At 36.9% G+C, this 19,571-nt stretch carries 21 protein-coding genes and 3 pseudogenes; all 24 read right to left on the bottom strand.

The annotated features are described in order from the left end of the window. Positions 1 to 6 precede the first annotated feature (6 nt). The 24 genes and pseudogenes from JCM19034_RS08140 to fliM all read right to left on the bottom strand — a co-directional run bounded on the left by JCM19034_RS08140 (position 7) and on the right by fliM (position 19,562). The gene (locus tag JCM19034_RS08140) at positions 7 to 771 is read right to left on the bottom strand and encodes an isoprenyl transferase (protein ID WP_062048761.1); all 765 of its coding nucleotides are present in this window, start codon (positions 769 to 771) and stop codon (positions 7 to 9) included. A gap of 143 nt (positions 772 to 914) precedes the next feature. Further along, a pseudogene (gene frr / locus JCM19034_RS08135) lies at positions 915 to 1,473 on the bottom strand (ribosome recycling factor). Then, positions 1,473 to 2,191: pseudogene (pyrH, locus tag JCM19034_RS08130) on the bottom strand (UMP kinase). Before pyrH ends, frr begins: the two co-directional pseudogenes overlap by 1 nt. Before the next feature lie 74 nt (positions 2,192 to 2,265). Then, positions 2,266 to 3,147: a translation elongation factor Ts gene (gene tsf / locus JCM19034_RS08125; RefSeq protein ID WP_062048759.1), complete on the bottom strand. Its 882-nt coding sequence runs from the start codon at positions 3,145 to 3,147 to the stop codon at positions 2,266 to 2,268. A 164-nt stretch (positions 3,148 to 3,311) separates the two neighbouring features. Next, entirely contained in the window at positions 3,312 to 4,046 is a 735-nt protein-coding gene (gene rpsB / locus JCM19034_RS08120; RefSeq protein WP_062048757.1) for a 30S ribosomal protein S2, read from the bottom strand. A gap of 158 nt (positions 4,047 to 4,204) precedes the next feature. Next, a complete protein-coding gene (locus JCM19034_RS08115; RefSeq protein WP_062048755.1) occupies positions 4,205 to 4,669 on the bottom strand; it encodes a hypothetical protein in 465 nt (154 codons plus the stop codon). 90 nt (positions 4,670 to 4,759) lie between these two features. Then, positions 4,760 to 4,990 carry a hypothetical protein gene (locus tag JCM19034_RS08110; RefSeq protein WP_231686867.1) on the bottom strand — a complete coding sequence of 77 codons (231 nt, stop codon included), beginning with the start codon at positions 4,988 to 4,990 and terminating at the stop codon, positions 4,760 to 4,762. Positions 4,991 to 5,023: 33 nt separating this feature from the next. Next, positions 5,024 to 6,406 carry a DUF342 domain-containing protein gene (locus JCM19034_RS08105; RefSeq protein ID WP_231686876.1) on the bottom strand — a complete coding sequence of 461 codons (1,383 nt, stop codon included), beginning with the start codon at positions 6,404 to 6,406 and terminating at the stop codon, positions 5,024 to 5,026. Further along, a complete protein-coding gene (locus JCM19034_RS08100) occupies positions 6,400 to 7,182 on the bottom strand; it encodes a FliA/WhiG family RNA polymerase sigma factor (RefSeq protein ID WP_062048750.1) in 783 nt (260 codons plus the stop codon). The genes JCM19034_RS08105 and JCM19034_RS08100 overlap by 7 nt, the downstream gene beginning before the upstream one ends. Before the next feature lie 18 nt (positions 7,183 to 7,200). Next, a pseudogene (locus JCM19034_RS08095) lies at positions 7,201 to 7,687 on the bottom strand (chemotaxis protein CheD). Then, the gene (locus tag JCM19034_RS08090) at positions 7,680 to 8,318 is read right to left on the bottom strand and encodes a chemotaxis protein CheC (RefSeq protein WP_062048748.1); all 639 of its coding nucleotides are present in this window, start codon (positions 8,316 to 8,318) and stop codon (positions 7,680 to 7,682) included. The pseudogene JCM19034_RS08095 and the gene JCM19034_RS08090 overlap by 8 nt, the downstream one beginning before the upstream one ends. Before the next feature lie 10 nt (positions 8,319 to 8,328). Next, complete coding sequence (locus JCM19034_RS08085) at positions 8,329 to 9,381, bottom strand: chemotaxis response regulator protein-glutamate methylesterase (RefSeq protein WP_197276361.1); 1,053 nt, start codon at positions 9,379 to 9,381, stop codon at positions 8,329 to 8,331. A 21-nt stretch (positions 9,382 to 9,402) separates the two neighbouring features. Continuing rightward, positions 9,403 to 9,915 (bottom strand): P-loop NTPase, encoded by a 513-nt coding sequence (locus JCM19034_RS21665; RefSeq protein WP_156323916.1) that lies wholly within the window; start codon positions 9,913 to 9,915, stop codon positions 9,403 to 9,405. A 184-nt stretch (positions 9,916 to 10,099) separates the two neighbouring features. Next, entirely contained in the window at positions 10,100 to 10,255 is a 156-nt protein-coding gene (locus tag JCM19034_RS21660; RefSeq protein ID WP_156323915.1) for a P-loop NTPase, read from the bottom strand. Beyond that, positions 10,248 to 11,375 (bottom strand): flagellar biosynthesis protein FlhF, encoded by a 1,128-nt coding sequence (flhF, locus tag JCM19034_RS08075; RefSeq protein WP_062048746.1) that lies wholly within the window; start codon positions 11,373 to 11,375, stop codon positions 10,248 to 10,250. Before flhF ends, JCM19034_RS21660 begins: the two co-directional genes overlap by 8 nt. After that, positions 11,372 to 13,408: a flagellar biosynthesis protein FlhA gene (gene flhA / locus JCM19034_RS08070; protein ID WP_062048744.1), complete on the bottom strand. Its 2,037-nt coding sequence runs from the start codon at positions 13,406 to 13,408 to the stop codon at positions 11,372 to 11,374. Before flhA ends, flhF begins: the two co-directional genes overlap by 4 nt. A 33-nt stretch (positions 13,409 to 13,441) precedes the next feature. Further along, positions 13,442 to 14,527, bottom strand: coding sequence for a flagellar biosynthesis protein FlhB (gene flhB / locus JCM19034_RS08065; RefSeq protein ID WP_062048742.1), 1,086 nt, complete (start codon positions 14,525 to 14,527; stop codon positions 13,442 to 13,444). A gap of 1 nt (position 14,528) precedes the next feature. Then, positions 14,529 to 15,305: a flagellar biosynthetic protein FliR gene (fliR, locus tag JCM19034_RS08060; protein ID WP_062048741.1), complete on the bottom strand. Its 777-nt coding sequence runs from the start codon at positions 15,303 to 15,305 to the stop codon at positions 14,529 to 14,531. Next, entirely contained in the window at positions 15,305 to 15,574 is a 270-nt protein-coding gene (fliQ, locus tag JCM19034_RS08055) for a flagellar biosynthesis protein FliQ (protein WP_062048739.1), read from the bottom strand. Before fliQ ends, fliR begins: the two co-directional genes overlap by 1 nt. A gap of 14 nt (positions 15,575 to 15,588) precedes the next feature. Further along, a complete protein-coding gene (fliP, locus tag JCM19034_RS08050) occupies positions 15,589 to 16,296 on the bottom strand; it encodes a flagellar type III secretion system pore protein FliP (RefSeq protein WP_370621847.1) in 708 nt (235 codons plus the stop codon). After that, positions 16,293 to 16,964 (bottom strand): flagellar biosynthetic protein FliO, encoded by a 672-nt coding sequence (locus JCM19034_RS08045; protein WP_062048737.1) that lies wholly within the window; start codon positions 16,962 to 16,964, stop codon positions 16,293 to 16,295. Before JCM19034_RS08045 ends, fliP begins: the two co-directional genes overlap by 4 nt. A gap of 22 nt (positions 16,965 to 16,986) precedes the next feature. Next, positions 16,987 to 17,349 (bottom strand): response regulator, encoded by a 363-nt coding sequence (locus tag JCM19034_RS08040; protein WP_062048735.1) that lies wholly within the window; start codon positions 17,347 to 17,349, stop codon positions 16,987 to 16,989. A gap of 13 nt (positions 17,350 to 17,362) precedes the next feature. Then, complete coding sequence (gene fliY, locus JCM19034_RS08035; protein ID WP_062048733.1) at positions 17,363 to 18,577, bottom strand: flagellar motor switch phosphatase FliY; 1,215 nt, start codon at positions 18,575 to 18,577, stop codon at positions 17,363 to 17,365. After that, positions 18,570 to 19,562, bottom strand: a complete 993-nt coding sequence (gene fliM / locus JCM19034_RS08030; protein WP_062048731.1) for a flagellar motor switch protein FliM — start codon at positions 19,560 to 19,562, stop codon at positions 18,570 to 18,572. Before fliM ends, fliY begins: the two co-directional genes overlap by 8 nt. Positions 19,563 to 19,571: the final 9 nt, after the last annotated feature.

Below are 19,571 nucleotides of genomic sequence, written 5' to 3'. Positions count from 1 at the left end.
TCCTTTCTATACACCGCCATATCTTCGTGCACGCTTCTGATAGACGAAAATCGCTTCAAGTAAATGATGTTCACTGAAGTCGGGCCAAAGTACATCTGTGAACCAAAACTCACTATAAGCCACTTGCCAGAGCATAAAATTACTTAGTCGGATCTCTCCACTCGTACGGATAAGCAAATCGGGATCACGTAATTCCGTTGTCATTAAGTAGTCATTGATTAATTGTTCACTTATTTCATTTGACTTAATCATTCCTTGCTCTACTTGTTCGGAAATTCTCTTGACGGCATGTACGATTTCGTATCTACTTCCATAATTTAATGCAAAGTTTAAGATAAGCCCCGTGTTGTTTGACGTTTGTTCAACGGCTTTATTGACGGCTCTTTTCGTATGTTCAGGTAAATCCTCAATACTACCCATTAAACGCACTTTCACATTTTCTTTAATTAGTTGTGGTAGCTCCGTACCTAAAAAACGTTCTGGGAGCTTCATTAAGAAATCAACTTCCGTTTTAGGACGTTTCCAATTTTCAGTTGAAAATGCGTATAATGTAAGAACCTCAACACCTAATTCATTTGCTTTGCGAACAACTTTATTAATTACCTTCATACCTTCGCGGTGCCCGGCAATTCGTGGTAATCCCCTATTTTTAGCCCAACGGCCATTTCCATCCATAATAATTGCAATATGCTTAGGAATGTTAGAGCCTATTTTTTCTTCCTTAGCATCAAGTTCACGACTTTGTTTCCATTTTGTTAATTTCTCAAGCATGTTAAGCGCCCTCCATCTAGTTACAGCAGGTTCAACATCTTACATTACTGTACACTTTACTTTCAGAAATGTACAGAATGAAAAGTGGAAAAACCCCCTATAAAAAAAGAGGGTCTCTAATCTCTATTTTACATGGAACATACTTACACTTCCATGATTTCTTTTTCTTTGTTGTCAGCAACATCATCTACTTTAGCAATATAGTTGTCTGTTAGCTTTTGAACTTCTTCTGTATAGCGACGTAAATCATCTTCAGTTAAGTCGCCTTCTTTTTGATCTTTCTTTAATGAGTCGTTAGCATCTCGCCTTACATTACGAACAGCGACTTTCGCCTCTTCAGCTGATTTTTTTACAATTTTTAACCAGTTCTTTACGTCTCTCCTCAGTTAATGGAGGGATGGTGATACGGATCACTGCTCCATCATTAGCTGGTGTTAATCCAAGCTCGGATTTTAAAATGGCACGTTCAATATCACCGATTGAAGATTTATCAAATGGTTGAATCGTTAGTAAACGTGCTTCTGGAACAGAAATGGTTGCAAGTTGATTTAATGGTGTTTCCGCTCCATAATATTCAACAGTAACACGATCTAATAAAGCTGGGTTTGCTCGTCCAGCACGTAGTTTTGCCAAGTCACGATTTAAGGCTTCAACTGCTTTTTCCATTCGCGATTTCGCGTCATTAATAATTTCTTTCGACATTATTCATTCCCCCTGACAATTGTTCCTATCGATTCACCTGTAACGGCTTTTTTAATATTTCCTTCTTCCATTATTGAAAATACAATTAATGGGATATCATTGTCCATACAAAGAGATGATGCCGTAGAATCCATTACTGCTAAACCTTCCTTTATAACATCCATAAAGGACAAGCTTGTATACTTCTTAGCTGTCGAATCAATAGATGGATCCGCACTATATACACCATCTACTTTATTTTTAGCCATTAAAATAACTTCTGCCTCAATTTCAGCTGCACGTAGAGCTGCTGTTGTATCAGTAGAGAAGTATGGATTACCAGTTCCCGCAGCAAAAATGACAACTCGTTTTTTCTCTAGATGGCGAATTGCTCGGCGTCTAATATAGGCTCAGCCACTTGACGCATCTCAATTGACGTTTGAACTCTAGTTTCAACACCAAGATCTTCAAGACCGTCTTGTAAAGCTAACGAATTCATTACAGTTGCAAGCATCCCCATGTAATCAGCTGTTGCCCGATCCATTCCTTTTGCACTTCCAGCCATTCCTCGCCAAATGTTCCCACCACCGACAACAACAGCAACTTCTACATTTAGTTCTACAATTTCCTTAATTTGCTTAGCGATCGATTGAATGACGATAGGGTCAATTCCAAAACCTTGATCTCCCGCTAAAGCTTCACCACTTAATTTTAGTACAACTCGATTATATGATTTCATAACAACCTCCGCTTAACCTGAAGTTTTCCTATCTTCTTGTGAAAAAGGGACACACTTACGTGTCCCTCTACTCATTATTTTTTCACTTGAGACATAACTTCCTCAGCGAAGTTATCTTCACGCTTTTCGATTCCTTCTCCGACTTCATATCGAACGAAGGCTTTTACTTCAGCACCTTTTGATTTTACATATTTACCAACTTTTTGATCTCCATCTTTTACAAAAGGCTGATCATTTAGGCACACTTGCTCGAAGAATTTACCTAAGCGGCCTTCAACCATTTTCTCAACGATGTTTTCAGGCTTTCCTTCATTAAGTGCTTGCTGCTTTAATACTTCACGCTCACGTTCAACTTCATCTTGAGCTACTTGATCTCGAGAAACATACTTCGGATTAATCGCAGCAATATGCATCGCAATATCCTTTGCTAGTTCGCCATCAGATGTTCCTTCTAAAATCGTTAATACCCCAATACGTCCACCCATATGTAAGTATTCCCCAAACGTGTCACCATCAGCTTTCGTGACAACCTCGAAGCGACGTAATGAAATTTTCTCACCAATCTTCGCAATAGAAGAATTAATGTACTCTTCAACAGTTTGTCCTACTGAATACTCTTTGCTAAGTGCCTCTTCTACTGATTTAGGCTCATTTTCTAAGATAAAATCAGCTAGTTCACTTACTAAATTTTGGAAGTTTTCATTTTTCGCGACAAAATCTGTTTCAGAGTTCACTTCAGTGATGACAGCCTTATTACCTTTAGACTTGACAGTCGTTAAACCTTCTGCAGCAACACGGTCTGCCTTTTTAGCAGCTTTGGCAATTCCTTTTTCACGAAGGAAGTCAACCGCCTTTTCCATATCGCCACCTGTTTCTGTTAATGCCTTTTTACAATCCATCATTCCAGCACCAGTTTTTTCACGTAATTCTTTAACCATACTTGCAGTTACTGCCATGAATAACGCCTCCTTTATTCTATATATGTATTTTAACACTAGTTGTAGCTTTCTTTTAAAAAAAAAAGTAAAAAATTAGTGAGAAATCGTATAGTCTAACAGATCTCACTTCCAAAAAAGTGGTAAAGGGTAATCCCCTTTACCACCCCACCTGAGTTCATCAATTAAGCTGTTGTTGTTTCTTCCTCTTCTTGCTCCTCTAGAGCCACGTCTTCTTCAGCAGAAGTTGCTTCAATTACTGCGTCTGCCATTTTACCAGTTAATAGTTTAACAGCACGAATAGCGTCATCATTACCAGGAATCACATAATCAATCTCATCCGGATCACAGTTTGTATCTACAATTGATACGATTGGGATGTTTAACTTGTGAGCTTCCGCAATAGCAATACGCTCTTTACGAGGATCAATAACAAACAATGCATCAGGAATGTCTTGCATATCTTTAATACCGCCTAAGAACTTCTCTAGACGATCCATTTCCTTTTTAAGAAGGATAACTTCCTTCTTAGGAAGGACATCAAAAGTACCGTCTTCTTGCATTTTCTCAAGGTTTTTCAGGCGAGTAATACGCTTTTGAATCGTTTCAAAATTTGTAAGAGTACCACCTAACCAACGTTGGTTAATATAGTACATTCCACAACGCTCAGCTTCTTCTTTGACCGAGTCTTGTGCTTGCTTTTTCGTACCAACGAAAAGAACTTTTCCACCATCAGCTGCTAAATCACGTACAAACTGATAAGCTTCCTCTACTTTCTTTACCGTCTTTTGTAAATCAATAATGTAAATTCCGTTTCTTTCTGTGAAGATGTAGCGATCCATTTTAGGGTTCCAACGACGAGTCTGATGACCGAAGTGAACACCTGCTTCTAATAGTTGTTTCATGGAAATAACTGCCACATCCAACACCTCCTTCATATTGGTTTTTTTTCTCCTCCGCTATCTTCATTTTTATGAAAGACTGAATTCAGCACCATTTCATAAATCAAATAGCGTGTGTGATTAACACCGAAAATTAATATACCATATTGGTATAACAGACGCAAGCATGAAAAGTGTTATTGCCGAAATTTTAATATTAATTCCACTTCCCCTTTTCCCATATCAAGCGTTTTGGCAATCTCTTCATAAGAATGTCCTAAATCAAACAATTCTAACACCTTTGCATGATATGATTTCTCATACGTTTCTTGTTCAGGAAGTTCTATAGGTGGCTTATATTCAAGTGATTGCTCCACTATCTCGTTTACAGACTGTTGCTTAATAGGGGGTGTATGAGGAGTTTTCTGTTGTAATTTCGTTACCGTTTGTTCGTTATTTTTTCGTAACCTTTGGATAAGTCGCTCATTTTCTTCCTTCATTTCAGTCGTATATGCAACTAAAACATCCTCGATCTCGCTTTTTAATTGATTCATTTCATCTACTCGATTTTCTGTATTGCGAATACGTTGAATTAAGATAATGATCCAGAAAATAACAAAGCCATGCATTAACAAACTAACAACTAGTAATAGTTCAAACATACTTTTCCTTTCTATCCGGAGAAGTCAATGAAACTCCCTTTAAAAGGGTGTTTATTGTTCCCTTTATTCTCTTTTTTCTTTTTCTTTTTTTCATTTTGCTTGCTGTTCTTGCTGCTCTTTGTTTCGTTCTTGATGAAACCGCATTTGCTCCGTTTCATCTGACTTATTTACTTGCTGAGACAGCTTTTTGGCCTCTTCTTTTTCCTGTTGAGCTATAACTTCTTGAGAAACTTGTCCTCTTTGCTGTAGTTGTTCTTGAATTTTACCTGTTTTTTGTGATTGTGGGAAAGATCCTTGAACCTCAATTGGACGAATACTCATTCTGTTACACCTCCTAATACGGCTTGTTACCGGTTAATGTGTTGTAATTGTAATTTCACCTTTATCTAGCCGAGCTGTTGTTCCTAAGTAGTTCGATCTAACTCGGCGTTGATATTTTCCAAAGTTCAATACAACGTTTGAATACATTTTCCTCTCCGCAGTAACGTAACCGGTTCCATTTTTTTGGGTTAATTCGTTTAATTTTTTAAACTTCACTTCTAAGGATTGTTTCTTTTCTTGACTCTCCTGGTAAGAGTTTAATACCTTCATTTTAATATGCTTTTCTTTACCAACAAGAGTTCCTTCATTTTTCTCTTTTAATAGATATGTTCGTAAAAGCTGCGATAGCTTTTTCAACGAGTCATTGATTTGATTTAATTCTTTTTCTATTTGGCGATGTTCATCTAAATTCTTTTTGCTCACCCCTATAAATAACGACGTTTCCGTTTGCATCTCATTGCCGATTTCTTTTGCTATAATAGCTTCAACTGCTGAAATGGCACCTCCCACAATCAATCCTCTACCACGTTTACAAATAATCATTTTTTCTGTCGTAACGGTACTGTGTAAAATCGTTTGTGTTACTTCTATTGTTCCCCCTGCTTTCACAACTCCTTCATTTATAAAAGAAGCTTTTATATCGTTCTTTGCTTCCAATAAGCATTTATTTTGACCAACTACGCCTGAACCGATAAAGATCGATCCTCCCGAAAAGATAGTAGCAGCCTCTACAGTTCCTTTTATTCGTATATCCCCACCTGCTTTAACTGTATAACCAGCTGGAACATTTCCGTTAATAATCACATTCCCTACGAAATCGATATTTCCAGTTTTCATCGATAGGTCGCCTTTAATCTCATAAGTAGGATGGACATGGACGGTATTTTTATCAATACTTATTTGACCGCTAATTAAAGAATAGAGCTCTAATTCGTTTTTGCTTACCTCTGTATTCTTACCTTTTAATAGCTTAAAATCACGTCCGGGCTTAGCTGGAATTGGCTCATTATGAACGTCGGTTCCATCTTCACCGCTAGTTGCTTCGATTTTTTCAGCCACTTTCTCTCCAGTCTTAACGACTGGAATTTCGGTTACTTTCCTCATATCCACATTCTCGTAACTATCAAAGTCTTTTTCTTCTAACTCATGTAAAATCGGCTTTAGGTAGGCATCCTGGCCGTTTTCAGGCTTTTTCCCTTTGGCGACTACAACCTCTTTACTAATAATCGGAGTACTTACAAAAATGTTTAACGCAGACTCATCAATCCCGTATATTACATTATGATCATGTAATAAGCGTTTCAAATCGTCAAGTGTAATCTTCATTTCTTCATTTCTTTTACTGATTTGTTTAATAGAAGCCTGTAATTTATCCTTTGATATGATCACTTGATAGCATTCCTCTACTTCTACCATCCCCACTTGTCTCCCTCCTTCTTTCGTTTTTTCATTACTTGTTGCATTCGAAACAATGCTTTTGAATGAATTTGCGATATCCGTGATGTAGAAAGACTTAGAATTTGTGCAATTTCCGTTAGAGTCATTTCTTCATAATAAAAAAGAGTTATGACGAGTTGTTCTTTTTCAGAGAGTTCTTCTATCACTTCAGTAATCTCTTCTTTTATTGCATCCTCAACAACCTTTTCCTCAGGTTTTTGTGTTCGCTTATCTTCTAACGTTGTCGCATATGGTTCATTCTTTTGCTGGTCTTGGGGGAGCTCATCAATTGATAATAATGAGGCAGTATAGTACTCTGTCATTATTTGCTCTACTTCTGTACGCTCCATTTTTAACTCCTTTGCGACCTCTTCACTAGTAATAAAGCGACCTAAGGATTGTTCTAACTTTTCAATTGTTGTCTCTACTTTTTTTATTTTGTCTCTTACTGAACGAGGCAACCAATCTTCTTTACGTAGGCCGTCAATGATTGCTCCTCTTACACGAAATGATGCATATGTATCAAATTTTAAATCGCGTTCATGATTAAATTTTTCAAGTGCATCATATAAACCAAACATACCATGACTAATTAAATCTTCCTTTTGAACATTTTTGGGTAAACCAACTGAAATCCGTTGAACATGATAATGAACGAGAGGCATGTAACGCTGTATCAATTCGTCACAAGCTTCTTTTGAACGTTCTTGTATCCATTTCTCCCACGCTTGCTGATCTGCTGCTACCTGTGCCATCTCATCACCTCTATCAATTTAAATTTCTTTTGTACCTTTATTAACCGTACGAATATTCAATATAGTTGTTACTGGATTAAACTCAATGGTTCGTCCGCTTTTGCCACCAACATCCTCAGCAACAATCGGTATATTTAATGTATGTAACAGATCTCTAATTGCTTGAACATTTCGCGGTCCAATTCTCATCATTTCATTACCAGTAGAAAAGGAAAACATTTGGCTCCACCCGCCATTTTGGCCTTTAAAGTCAACGTACAAGCTCCCAACCTCTTCAAATCATTAATAAGAGTTGGAATCGCTGTATCCGCATACTTCGCTAAGTTAGGGGAATCCTGCTTACAAAGTTCTGAGCTAGGTAACATAATGTGTGCCATACCAGCTATCTTTTTTGCTGATCAAACAAAATAAGTCCAACGCACGACCCAAGCCCTGAAGTACGTATCGTATTGGGTGGAATGACGGTATTTAAATCCGCCATCCCGACCTTAATAACGTCACTCATTTAAGTGCACTCCTAGTGCATTGAAAATGGTTTGGAACGAACCTGGATCAGGCAATAGAAAGAAATGACCCGACACTTTTTGACGTTCTTTATCGACTTCAACAATTTCAGTGTCTATTACAATTGCCAAATCGCCGACCTCAGATAAAGGAATTAATCCATAGCTTAAGATTGCACCAGCCATATCAATACTTACTCCAGGGACTGATGGCTGTAAATCTATTTTAGTAAAATCTGAGAAAGAAGAAAGATAGGACCCTGCCAATATATTCCCTACTTCTAAAAATGCCGAAATACCCATTTCATCATACGGTGGATCCTTCAATTGAAACTGATCATTTTTGGTTAGTCTACGAATCATTTTTTCAATATCATCTATATTAGTAATGAAATACATGCTCCCGGTGACTTGCCCTTCAATGCGTAGAAAGATTGCTGCAACTTCTGTATCTGCACCACCAATTTGCTCATGGATTTCCTGCAAGGGGACAACGCGAACATCTGGAACACTCATATCAATCGTCATGTTTAATAAAACAGATAAGCTCGTTGCGGCATTCCCGGCTCCAATGTTTCCAATTTCTTTTAATACATCTAAATGAATTGGTTGTAGCTTTTTTAAATCATCCATTTTCAAACCTCTATCCCTGGCAGTATTGTAAAAGGTATTGACTAATATTTTCTAAACGAACAACTTCATCAGCTAACTCATGTTGAATGACTGATTTGGGCATTCCAAAAACAACACATGATTCTTCCGCTTCAGCAATCGAATAACAATTTGGACCTTTTTTCAATTCTTTTAACCCTAATGTTCCATCTGTTCCCATTCCCGTCATGACAACCGCGATTACTTCAATCTGGCTAATACTAGCTAAAGATTCAAACATTGTATCTACAGATGGACGATGCCCTTTTCTTGGAGCCTCTAATGTCGTTTCAATCGTTAATTCCCTTGATTTCACTTTTAATTCTAAATGATACCCACCTGGTGCAATATAAACATGTCCATCTTGTAAGATATCACCTGACTTAGCTTCTTTAACCGTTAACTCTGAGAGTCGGTCTAGCCTTTCCGCCAACGATTTTGTAAATCCTGCTGGCATATGCTGCACAATTATTATCGGTGCAGGTAATGAAGCCGGTAATTGCGTGATTACAGCCTTCAATGCCTTTGGTCCACCTGTTGACGTTCCGATTGCGATAACTTTCTGTACATTGGTTTTAGATGCTGGCAATTGCTTAGTAATATGAACAGGCTTTTGCTCATGTTGTTTCAAAGCTGTTAAATTAGCTTTAACAGAATGAAAAACTTTTTCCCTTATTTCATTAGCAACTTTATTAATATCTAGAGAAATAGCTCCAGAAGGTTTCGTAATGAAATCAACTGCACCCGCCTCGATTGCTTGTAATGTCGTTTCTGCACCTATTTTTGTTTTACTGCTAATCATCACAACGGGACGCGGCTTCATATTCATAATAATCTTCAATGCTTCAAGTCCACTCATGATTGGCATTTCAACATCCAATGTAATAACATCTGGGTCAAGTGCTTCCACTTTTTTTATTGCGTCTTCACCATGACGACCAACTCCTACTACTTCCATACGCGGATCTTCATTAATAATGTCGGAGATTACCTTTCTCATAAAGGCCGAGTCGTCTACAACTAATACACGAATGGATGTGCTCACGTTATCCACAACCTTCCACGTTTACTTTTTAATCAATAACTTCATTTTTTTTAAGAAGTGTCCAAATTTTGTTGGTGAAGCATCCTCCAAACCTAAATAAGTTGTCGCCATTTGCATCATTGATCTACTGGCTTTCGTTTGTGGATATAATAACAAAAAAGGCTTTTGAGCTTTTACTGACTTAGTTACTCTCGCATCATAAGGAATATAGCCAAGTGATGTTAAATCCTTTTTTAAAAATTGAACTGTAACCCTTCTAAAATTTACTTGAGTTTCTTTTGCCTCTTGCCCAGATTCAGCACGATTAACAATTAAATGTATTGGAACATTCTTATCATTTAAGTGAATATATTTAACCATTGCATATGCATCAGTAATTGATGTTGGTTCAGGAGTTGTCACAACAAAAATTTCATTAGCCGCCGTAATAAACTGCATACTTGATTTTGTCGCTCCTGCACCCATATCTAGAAAAATATAATCAAAATGTCTACCTATCATTTCAATTTGATCGAAGAAGCGTTGTATTTTCATAGAATTAAAATCAACGAAATTTGTAAAACCTGAGCCTCCAGCAATATAAGATAATCCATCATCATTTTTTCAATGATATCCCAAATGGATAGATCGTTCTCCAGAACATCCATAATCGTATGTGCCGAGGACACTCCCATTAAAATATCTAGGTTAGCCATCCCAATATCAAGATCTATAATTGCTACTTCTTACCTAATTGTGTTAGCGACAATGAGAAGTTCAAGCATACATTTGATTTGCCGACTCCCCCTTTACCACTTACTACTGCAATGACTTTAGCTTCATTATTAGCCGTGGCATCGAGCATTTTCCGCAAATTTGAAGCTTGATCATTCATCGATATTCACCTCATTCATAATTGAGGATATGTACTCAATAGAGGCTATAGTTATATCGTCAGGAACATTTTGCCCTGTTGTCACATAAGAAATGGGCAAATTATATTCAAAAGGAATATTAACGAGTGCACCATAAGTACTCGTCTCATCATGTTTAGTAACGATAATCGATTGAATCGTTAGATGCTTAAACTGCTCAATAATTTCCTTCATATCTTCATATTTGGAAGTAAGGGATAATACTAAATGCGTTTCTGTATCTTGTTCAAAATCGATCACTTTTGCTAACTCTTTTACATAAAGTGCATTTCTAAAGTTTCTCCCTGCTGAATCTACTAAAATTAGATCATAATGCGAGAATTGACTGATGGCATTTTTAAAGTCATCTATTGAATACGCTACTTTTACTGGAATGTTCAATATTTTCGCATATGTTTTCAATTGGTCCACAGCAGATATTCGGAATGTATCTGTCGTAATAAAAGCAACCTTTCTTTTTTGTTGCAATGTGGCAATAGCAGCGAGCTTTGCAATTGTTGTTGTTTTCCCTACACCAGTAGGACCAACTACATTTACTACTTTCTTTTGTAACGCTTGTCCAAAGGAAAGGTCTGAAAAGAGGCTCTGAAAAACTTCCGCCACATTTATTTGAGCAGAGTTTATTTCTATTTGATCTCGCTCAGCTCCATACCAATTTTTCATCAGTTGCTTTACTATAACTAATCTTGCACCTTCTATCACACCATGTTGTCTAAAATGATCATCAAAACTTTGAAACGGCTGAGGATAATTCAACTCATCGACAGTCTTTCTAGGTTGCATTTCACGTATAAGCGATTTTAATTGTTCAATTTCATTCGTTAACGTCAACTGATTATCAGAAGGAGCTTGATTCACTACCTTCGCTTGTGTCGTTTTCACAGTATTTCTTCTTTTAGGAAGCTCCTCTAGCTGATCCACTGCAGCGATAACTTGAATCTGTTGCTTTTTAAATAGACCAAATATTCCGCCAGTATCAATACGTTTGGAATGAAGGATAACAGCGTCCTCACCTAATTCAGTACGAATTAGGTGCATCGCTTCCGTCATATTTGCAGCAGTTACTTTTTTTACTTTCAATCTACGTTCACCACCCCTACACTTTGAACCTCTACATCTGCTTCTAATTCATTATAAGACAGCACAGGGACTTGAGGTAAATAACGTTCAATTAATTGTTTAACGTACATTCTAACCGCAGGTGAACATAAGATAATAGCGGTCTGACCCATTTGTGCCAATCGATCCGTTTCCGTTGCAGCTGATTCCAATATTCGTTGTGAATCATTGGGATCTAATGCTAAAAAGTTACCATGCTCCGTTTGTTGAATTGAATCGGCAATTTTCTTCTCAACAGCACCGCCAATTGTTATAACGTATAATGGTTCACCTGGAACAGTGACTTGTTTTGAAATTTGCCTTGATAAAGATTGACGAACGTATTCCGTTAAAAGATCCATATCCTTCGTCATCGTACCGTAATCAGCCAACGTTTCAAAAATAGTCGGTAAATTCCGAATTGATATCCCTTCCTTAAGTAAGTTTGTCAATACTTTTTGAATTTCACCAATTGTTAGTCCATTAGGGGTGACCTCTTCCACTAAAGCAGGATAAGTCTCTTTTAAATGGTCTACTAATTGCTTTGTTTCTTCTCTACCTAAAAGTTCATGTGCATGACGTTTTACGACTTCAGTTAAGTGAGTCGATACAACTGATGGTGGGTCAACTACTGTGTAGCCAGACAATTCTGCCTGCTCTTTCATTTCTTCCCCAATCCAGAGAGCTGGCATCCCAAAAGCAGGTTCAACTGTTTCAATTCCAACGATAGTTTCATCTTCTACACCTGGACTCATCGCCATATAGTGATCTAACAAAAGTTCTCCCTTCGCTATTTCATTACCCTTTATTTTAATTGTATATTCATTAGGTTGTAATTGAATATTATCTCGAATACGAATAACAGGCACAATCATCCCTAATTCCAACGCCATTTGACGTCGGATCATAACAACACGATCAAGTAAATCTCCTCCTTGATTCGCATCTGCCAACGGGATTAAGCCATAGCCAAATTCAAATTCAATCGGATCAATTTGCAATAAGTTAACAACACTCTCAGGTGATTTTAGATCTTCTTCTCCTTCTTCCTCATCGGATTCAGCCACCTCATCATTTACTGTAAGCTCATTTTGAGAAAGCATGTACCCACCGATAATGAGAATCGCTGCAATTGGAAAGGTCACAATCGGGTAAATCGGCGTTACAATCCCTAACATCGCAATCGCCCCACCAGCTACGTAAAGCATTTTCGGATAAGCAAAAATTTGTTTCGTCACATCATATCCTAAACTGCCTTCTGAGGCAGCTCGTGTCACGACGATCCCTGTGGCTGTTGATATTAATAGAGCAGGAATTTGACTTACTAATCCATCACCAACTGTTAATAATGTAAACGTGGAAACAGATTCACCAAACGTCATTCCTTGTTGCATCATCCCAATGATAAATCCGAATAGTAAATTAATGATGACGATCACAATCCCAGCAATCGCATCCCCTTTTACAAATTTACTAGCACCATCCATTGAGCCATAAAAGTCTGCTTCCTGTTCAATTTTCTCTCTTCTTTCTTTTGCTTCTGCATCTGATATCATTCCAGCATTTAAATCTGCATCAATACTCATTTGTTTACCAGGCATGGCATCTAATGTAAAACGTGCACCCACTTCTGATACGCGTTCTGCCCCTTTTGTAATGACTAAAAACTGTATAACAACTAAGATTAAAAATACAACAAATCCGACAAGGGCATTGCCGCTTACAACAAAATTTCCAAACGTATCAATGACATTACCTGCTTGAGCATCACTTAGTATGGAACGTGTCGTTGATACATTGAGTCCAAGACGAAACAATGTAACAAGTAACAATAAAGTTGGAAAAATAGAAAATTGCAATGGTTCACGAGTATTCATAGCTACTAAAATAATAATAAGAGCAAGAGAAATATTTATGATAATGAGGAAATCTAACATAATAGTTGGTAAAGGTATAACGAGCATTGCAATAATTAAAATAACACCTAGTAAAACCGATAAATCTCTTACTCCCACAAAACTTCTCTCCCAACTTCACATTCTAATTGACTAGTTTGTTTTTAATCGATAAACATATGCTAATACTTCTGCTACCGACTTAAATAATGCTTCTGGCACTTGATCGCCAATTTCAGTCTGCATATATAAAGCACGAGCGAGTGGTTTATTTTCAACAGTAATTACATCATGGTCTAATGCAATTCCTTTTATTTTCTGTGCTATATAATCGACACCTTTTGCAATCACAATAGGTGCATCAGATACCGACTCATCATAACGAAGTGCGATGGCAAAATGAGTTGGGTTCGTAATGACAACATCCGCTTTTGGCACTTCTTGCATCATTCTTTGCATCGCCATCTCCATTTGCTTCTGCTTTCGCTTTGATTTAATTCTTGGGTCACCTTCAATATTTTTATGTTCATCTTTCACATCTTTTTTCGACATTCGGATTTGTTTTTCATGATCATACTTTTGGTATATATAATCCGGTACAGCTAAAATAAGTAATAAAATCGCAACTGCTATTCCTAATAAGGCAGTTAATTGCCCTATTAAATTTAATCCTGACGTTACACTTTTTTGCGATAGTAGCATCACATCTTCTAAATTGAACCAAATAATTGTGAATACCGTCACACCTGCTAACGAAATTTTTAATAATGATTTTAGTAGCTCTACAATCGCTCTTATTGAGAAAATTCTCTTAGCCCCTTGAATCGGATTTAACTTAGAAAGCTTCATCTTTAATGCTTCTGGGGCAAATAAAGGACCTACTTGAATGTAACTTGCAAACACTCCTGCAACCATCGCAACTAGCATGATCGGGGCAAAAGTTAATGCAGCTTGCAATAATAATTCTGTAAACATGGTTTCAATAAATGGCTCGTTAACTGATGATAATAAATACGTTTGAAAAGTATGTTTCATCATATTAGCTAAGGAGTTTCCAAAATAACTCCCAAAAAACCAGAAACAAAGAAAAACGAGTAATAAAATGATCGCAGTGTTCACATCTGTACTTTTGGCGACTTGTCCTTTTTTTCGTGTATCCTGCCGTTTTTTAGGAGTTGCTTTTTCTGTCTTTTCATCAGCAAAATATTGCAATTGAAGTTTGAATGGATATTTCTTCAAGTCAAGCCCCTCCTAACAACTGCAATAATGTTCTCATCACTATTATGATATGTTCAAAAAGTTGTTGAACTAGTAAATAAAATACACTTAAATATACGGTAAGTAATAATAAACCCACTGTAATTTTTAAAGGTAATCCAACAACAAATACATTCATTTGTGGCACAGCCCGCGAAATCATTCCTAAGCCTACATCGACTAAAAATAAGGAACCTACGATCGGAAATGCCATTTGAAATGCGACAATAAACATCGAATTAAATGTTGTAACAACGTATTGAATAATATTCTCTTGGCTCAGTGGTAAAAAGACTTGGTCAATAGGTACAAATTGATAACTATAAAAAATCCCGTCTAATAATAAATGATGGCCATTTACTAACAACATAAATAATATTGCAAATGCATATAAAAAGCTTCCTGTTAACGGTGTTTGTGCCCCAGTCTGTGGGTCAACTACATTTGCAATCATAAAACCCATACTGTAATCGATAAAGCCTCCAGCTGTTTGAATAGCATACATTAAAATTGCCGCAATCAAACCAACCATTAAACCAACTAATGCTTCTTTAATGACAAGGAAAAAATATACTCCATTGATTTCAACGATCGGGGTATCTAGTGTAAAGACCATGACCCACGCTAAGAAACATGCTAACCCTATCTTAAAAATGTTGGGCAATGATTGGTGTGAATATATAGGTAATACAGCAAAAAACGCTAAAGCCCGAACAAGTATTAATAAAAAGGCCGGTAAAACATTGACAAAATCAATCATTATCCGATAAACCGATGTAAATTATTAAATATTTGATAGGCAAAATTTGTGACAGTCGATAGCATCCACGGACCAAAAAGAATGAGTGCAACAAATACTCCTACAATTTTAGGAATAAAAGCTAACGTTTGTTCCTGGATTTGTGTGGTCGCTTGAAAGATACTAACAAAAAGACCTAAACCTAATGCAACTAATAACAAGGGGCCTGCGACAAACAATACTACCCAAACAGCATTTTCAGCTATACTTATAATAAATTCAGAACTCAAAACGACACCACCCGCTAACTATAACTAATTAGTAAAGATTGAACGATTAAATACCAACCATCAACTAGAACAAACAATAAAATTTTAAACGGTAAAGCGATCATGATTGGCGGAAGCATCATCATCCCCATTGACATTAAAACACTAGCTACAATCATATCAATGACAAGAAAAGGAACGAAAATCAAAAATCCCATTTGAAACGCCGTTTTTAACTCACTAATCGCGAATGCTGGTATTAGAGCTGTTAATGGTATGTCATCTAACGTTTCTGGCTGCTCTAATCCTGCATACCCCATAAATAAAGCTAAATCTCTTTCCCTCGTGTGCGAAGCCATAAATTCCTTTATTGGGACAACGGCAAGTGCAAATGCTTCATCTTGACTAATTTCTCCGTTTGACAAAGGCGTGATCGCTACATCATTTATCTCCGCAAAAATTGGAGCCATAATAAAAAAAGTTAAAAATAAAGCAAGCCCTATAATTACTTGATTTGGAGGCATTGTCTGAGTTGCTAATCCTTGACGGACAAATGACAACACGATGACAATTCTAGTAAAACTGGTCATTAAAATTAATATCGCCGGTGCTAACGATAATACGGTTAGCAGTAACAGCAATTGTATCGTAGTGACAACACCTGTTGGCTCGTCTGTTATAAAATCTAATTCTAATCCAGGCAACGGATTGATAACGGAAATGATGAATGAATCGATCATCATTTGTTATCACGCCCCTCTACTTCATCATGTACCTTTTTTTGAGTTTGCTGAACATCCTTCAATTGCTTTGTTAATATTTGTTTAAATGCATCATGGCTCGTTTGAGGTTCATTTCTATTTTCCTTTTTAAACCAGCTCTTTACTTTATCGAGCGGTTGATCGAACGATTCGATTTTCTGTTGGTGCTGTTCTATCATTTTAGTAACCTCTTCTGGATCCGTAATTTCTTTCAATAAATGAATCGACTCTCCCACTCCAACAACGAATATCCGATCATTAACACGTATTATTTGAATGGATCGATTTGTGCCCAGTTGAGCTCCTCCAATATTTTGGAGCATTTGAGTTGAGCGAAACGATTGTGATCGTTTTCCAACAAACCGTAAAAACATATATAATAAAAAAATGACAAATGCTAATGCTGCGATTGTTTGAATAAAAATACGAAACGTATTTTGTTTAGGAAATACGTCCTCGTTAATTTGTTCAACTTCATTCGTCTCAACTTCAGAAAGAGTTCCCTGTGAATTTTGACATTCACCGTTAATGTATTGGCTGACATTACACTCATCAATTGGTATCGGCTCATTCGCAGAAAGTAAGAGCGGAAAGATACTCCAAACAATGATAAATGAAATGCCAACCGACGTGACCTTAATTATGTTCACAACTTCCCTCCATCTCACCTATCTACGCCAAAGTTTTTTCTACCGCTTCTAATACACGGTCTGCTTGAAAAGGTTTGACGATGAAATCCTTCGCACCAGATTGTATAGCTTCAATAACCATAGATTGTTGACCCATTGCAGAACACATGATTACTTTTGCTTGATTATTAAAAGACATGATTTCTTTTAATGCTGCTATGCCATCTTTTTCAGGCATTGTAATATCTAAGGTTACTAAATCTGGGGATAGTTCTTTATACTTTTCTACTGCTTGATTTCCATCTGCTGCCTCACCTACAACTTCATACCCATTTTTAGTAAGAATATCTTTGATCATCATTCTCATAAAAGCAGCATCATCAACTATTAACACACTACTAGCCAAAATATTCACCTACTTATCTTTTTAATTGATTAAGTCTTGCTTCTTGGCTAACGATATCCGTTACCCTTACACCGAAGTTTTCATCAATAACAACGACTTCACCTTTAGCTATAAGCTTTCTATTAACTAATATATCAACTGGTTCTCCCGCTAATTTATCTAGCTCAATAATTGATCCTTGTGAGAAACCTAATATTTCCTTTATTGAACGATTCGTTCTACCTAACTCAACTGTTACCTCTAAAGGAATATCTAGTAACATGTTTAAGTTATTAGATTCTTCATGAGATAACTGCGGATCTTCAAACTGGGAAAATGCAGCAGGCTGTACATCAACATCTCGTTGATGAAACTGACTACCTAAATGTTGCTGAGTTCGATTTGGAAAATTCCCCTGTATTTGAGGTTCTGCTTCCCCCCTAGAGTTAGTGCTAGTTTCGTGTGTACTAGATTCAACATGTTGCGGATTTGTTTGCGGTGGAGGAATTTGCTTGTTCTCATCCTCGCTATTTGTAACCGCAGCAGGAACATTTGGATTCATTAACTCATTTACAAGGTCTTTAGCAAAAGAAATGGTCACTAATTGCATAATTTTAGAATCAATTAGATTTCCTACAGTTAGTCGAAACGAAATTTGAATTAATATATCTTCATCTGGAACATGACTCGTCCCTCTACCGTTTTTCACATCCATTAAATCGATACTCGGTGGTGATATATCAACTCGTTTATTAAAAATCGTTGACATTGATGTCGAAGCAGAACCCATCATTTGATTCATTGCTTCCTGTACAGCACTAGTGTGCATTTCATTTAACTCTTCATCTGGATTTGTCCCATCTCCGCCTAACATTAAATCAGCGATAATTGCCGCATCACTCGTTTTCATAACAAACAAATTCATCCCTTCAAAGCCTTCAGTATAATCAACATGAATTGCAACATGCGGCTTAGGGAATTCTTGCTGTAAATCTTCACGACTTATAACGATCAACGTTGGTGTAGTAATATCAACCTTCTGGTTCAATAATGTTGATAAAGCAGTCGATGCACTTCCAAATGAAATATTTCCAATTTCACCTAGTGCGTCACGTTCAACTTCGGAGATATAATCAGAAATATTTAATTCGCTGTTTGAACTAGGCTGTGAGCTATCCTCATCCTCACTACTAGAAACACCTTTCAACAACTCATTAATTTCTTCTTGGGATAGCATATCGTCATTCATCTTCTTCAACCTCCTCAATCACTTCCGTTATCTGTATGGATACACGATTTTTAGATATGCCAGGCTGAGCATTATATTTATTCTCGCCCCCAACACGTACTGTTAAAGGCTCATGTATCGATTGATTTAATTCAATAACATCACCATTTGCTAAGCTCAAAAATTCGTGAATGGTCATTTCTGATCGTCCAAGCTCTGCTTGAATTAGTAACGGTGCTTGTTTCACATTTCTTTCAATTAGCTCTTGTTCGCCTTCATTCCGTTCTTTCTTCTTTTCTTGCATCCAGTAATGCATTGAGAGCTTCGGTAATATACTTTCTAATACAACATGTGGCAAACAAATATTAATCATTCCTGATGTTTCAGCAATCGTTGTTTGTAAGGAAATGACGACAACCGTTTCGTTAGGAGATACCATTTGTAAAAATTGCGGATTTACCTCGATGTCTTCCATAACAGGATCTAACTCGATAACCGAACTCCATGCTTCTTGAAAACTATCAAGTGTACGCTGAAACAATTGCGACATTATTTTCGTTTCAATTTCTGTCAATGATTCTACTTTATTAATGCTTCCTCCTTGTCCACCAAGTAAGCGGTCAAGCATCGCATAAGCAATGTTCGGATTAATTTCCATTATGAGCCTTCCTTCTAACGGATAAGGTTCAAAAACATTTAAAATAGTCATTGACGGAATCGATCGTATAAATTCTTCATACGGTAACTGGTCAACTGATGTCACCGAAATTTGCACATATGTCCGTAATTGTGCTGAAAAATATGTCGTTAATAGTCGTGCGAAGTTTTCATGAATTCGAGATAAACTACGAATTTGATCTTTTGAAAATCTTAGTGCCCTTTTGAAATCGTAGACTTTTATCTTCTTCTCATTACCCTCTTTTTTTAATTCATCAGCATCCATTTCTCCAGTCGAAATAGCTGATAGCAAGGCATCTATTTCGCCTTGAGATAACACGTCAGCCAAGTGCCTCAC

The sequence above is a fragment of the Bacillus sp. JCM 19034 genome (genome assembly GCF_001310635.1).
GTDB lineage: Bacteria > Bacillota > Bacilli > Bacillales > Bacillaceae_D > Halalkalibacter.
The sequence above is the reverse complement of the archived record's forward strand: the minus strand, read 5'-3'. Positions and strand labels throughout refer to the sequence as shown.

What these genes read in the sequence shown, in the direction of transcription:
- JCM19034_RS08115 (WP_062048755.1), bottom strand. Translation starts at nt 4,669, where the DNA reads ATGTTTGAACTATTACTAGTTGTTAGTTTGTTAATGCATGGCTTTGTT.
- JCM19034_RS21665 (WP_156323916.1), bottom strand. Translation starts at nt 9,915, where the DNA reads ATGAAAATACAACGCTTCTTCGATCAAATTGAAATGATAGGTAGACAT.
- tsf (WP_062048759.1), bottom strand. Translation starts at nt 3,147, where the DNA reads ATGGCAGTAACTGCAAGTATGGTTAAAGAATTACGTGAAAAAACTGGT.
- JCM19034_RS08090 (WP_062048748.1), bottom strand. Translation starts at nt 8,318, where the DNA reads ATGGATGATTTAAAAAAGCTACAACCAATTCATTTAGATGTATTAAAA.
- JCM19034_RS21660 (WP_156323915.1), bottom strand. Translation starts at nt 10,255, where the DNA reads ATGAATGATCAAGCTTCAAATTTGCGGAAAATGCTCGATGCCACGGCT.
- JCM19034_RS08140 (WP_062048761.1), bottom strand. Translation starts at nt 771, where the DNA reads ATGCTTGAGAAATTAACAAAATGGAAACAAAGTCGTGAACTTGATGCT.
- fliY (WP_062048733.1), bottom strand. Translation starts at nt 18,577, where the DNA reads ATGAATGACGATATGCTATCCCAAGAAGAAATTAATGAGTTGTTGAAA.
- JCM19034_RS08110 (WP_231686867.1), bottom strand. Translation starts at nt 4,990, where the DNA reads ATGAGTATTCGTCCAATTGAGGTTCAAGGATCTTTCCCACAATCACAA.
- fliR (WP_062048741.1), bottom strand. Translation starts at nt 15,305, where the DNA reads ATGATTGATTTTGTCAATGTTTTACCGGCCTTTTTATTAATACTTGTT.
- JCM19034_RS08100 (WP_062048750.1), bottom strand. Translation starts at nt 7,182, where the DNA reads ATGGCACAGGTAGCAGCAGATCAGCAAGCGTGGGAGAAATGGATACAA.
- JCM19034_RS08105 (WP_231686876.1), bottom strand. Translation starts at nt 6,406, where the DNA reads ATGGTAGAAGTAGAGGAATGCTATCAAGTGATCATATCAAAGGATAAA.
- fliP (WP_370621847.1), bottom strand. Translation starts at nt 16,296, where the DNA reads ATGATGATCGATTCATTCATCATTTCCGTTATCAATCCGTTGCCTGGA.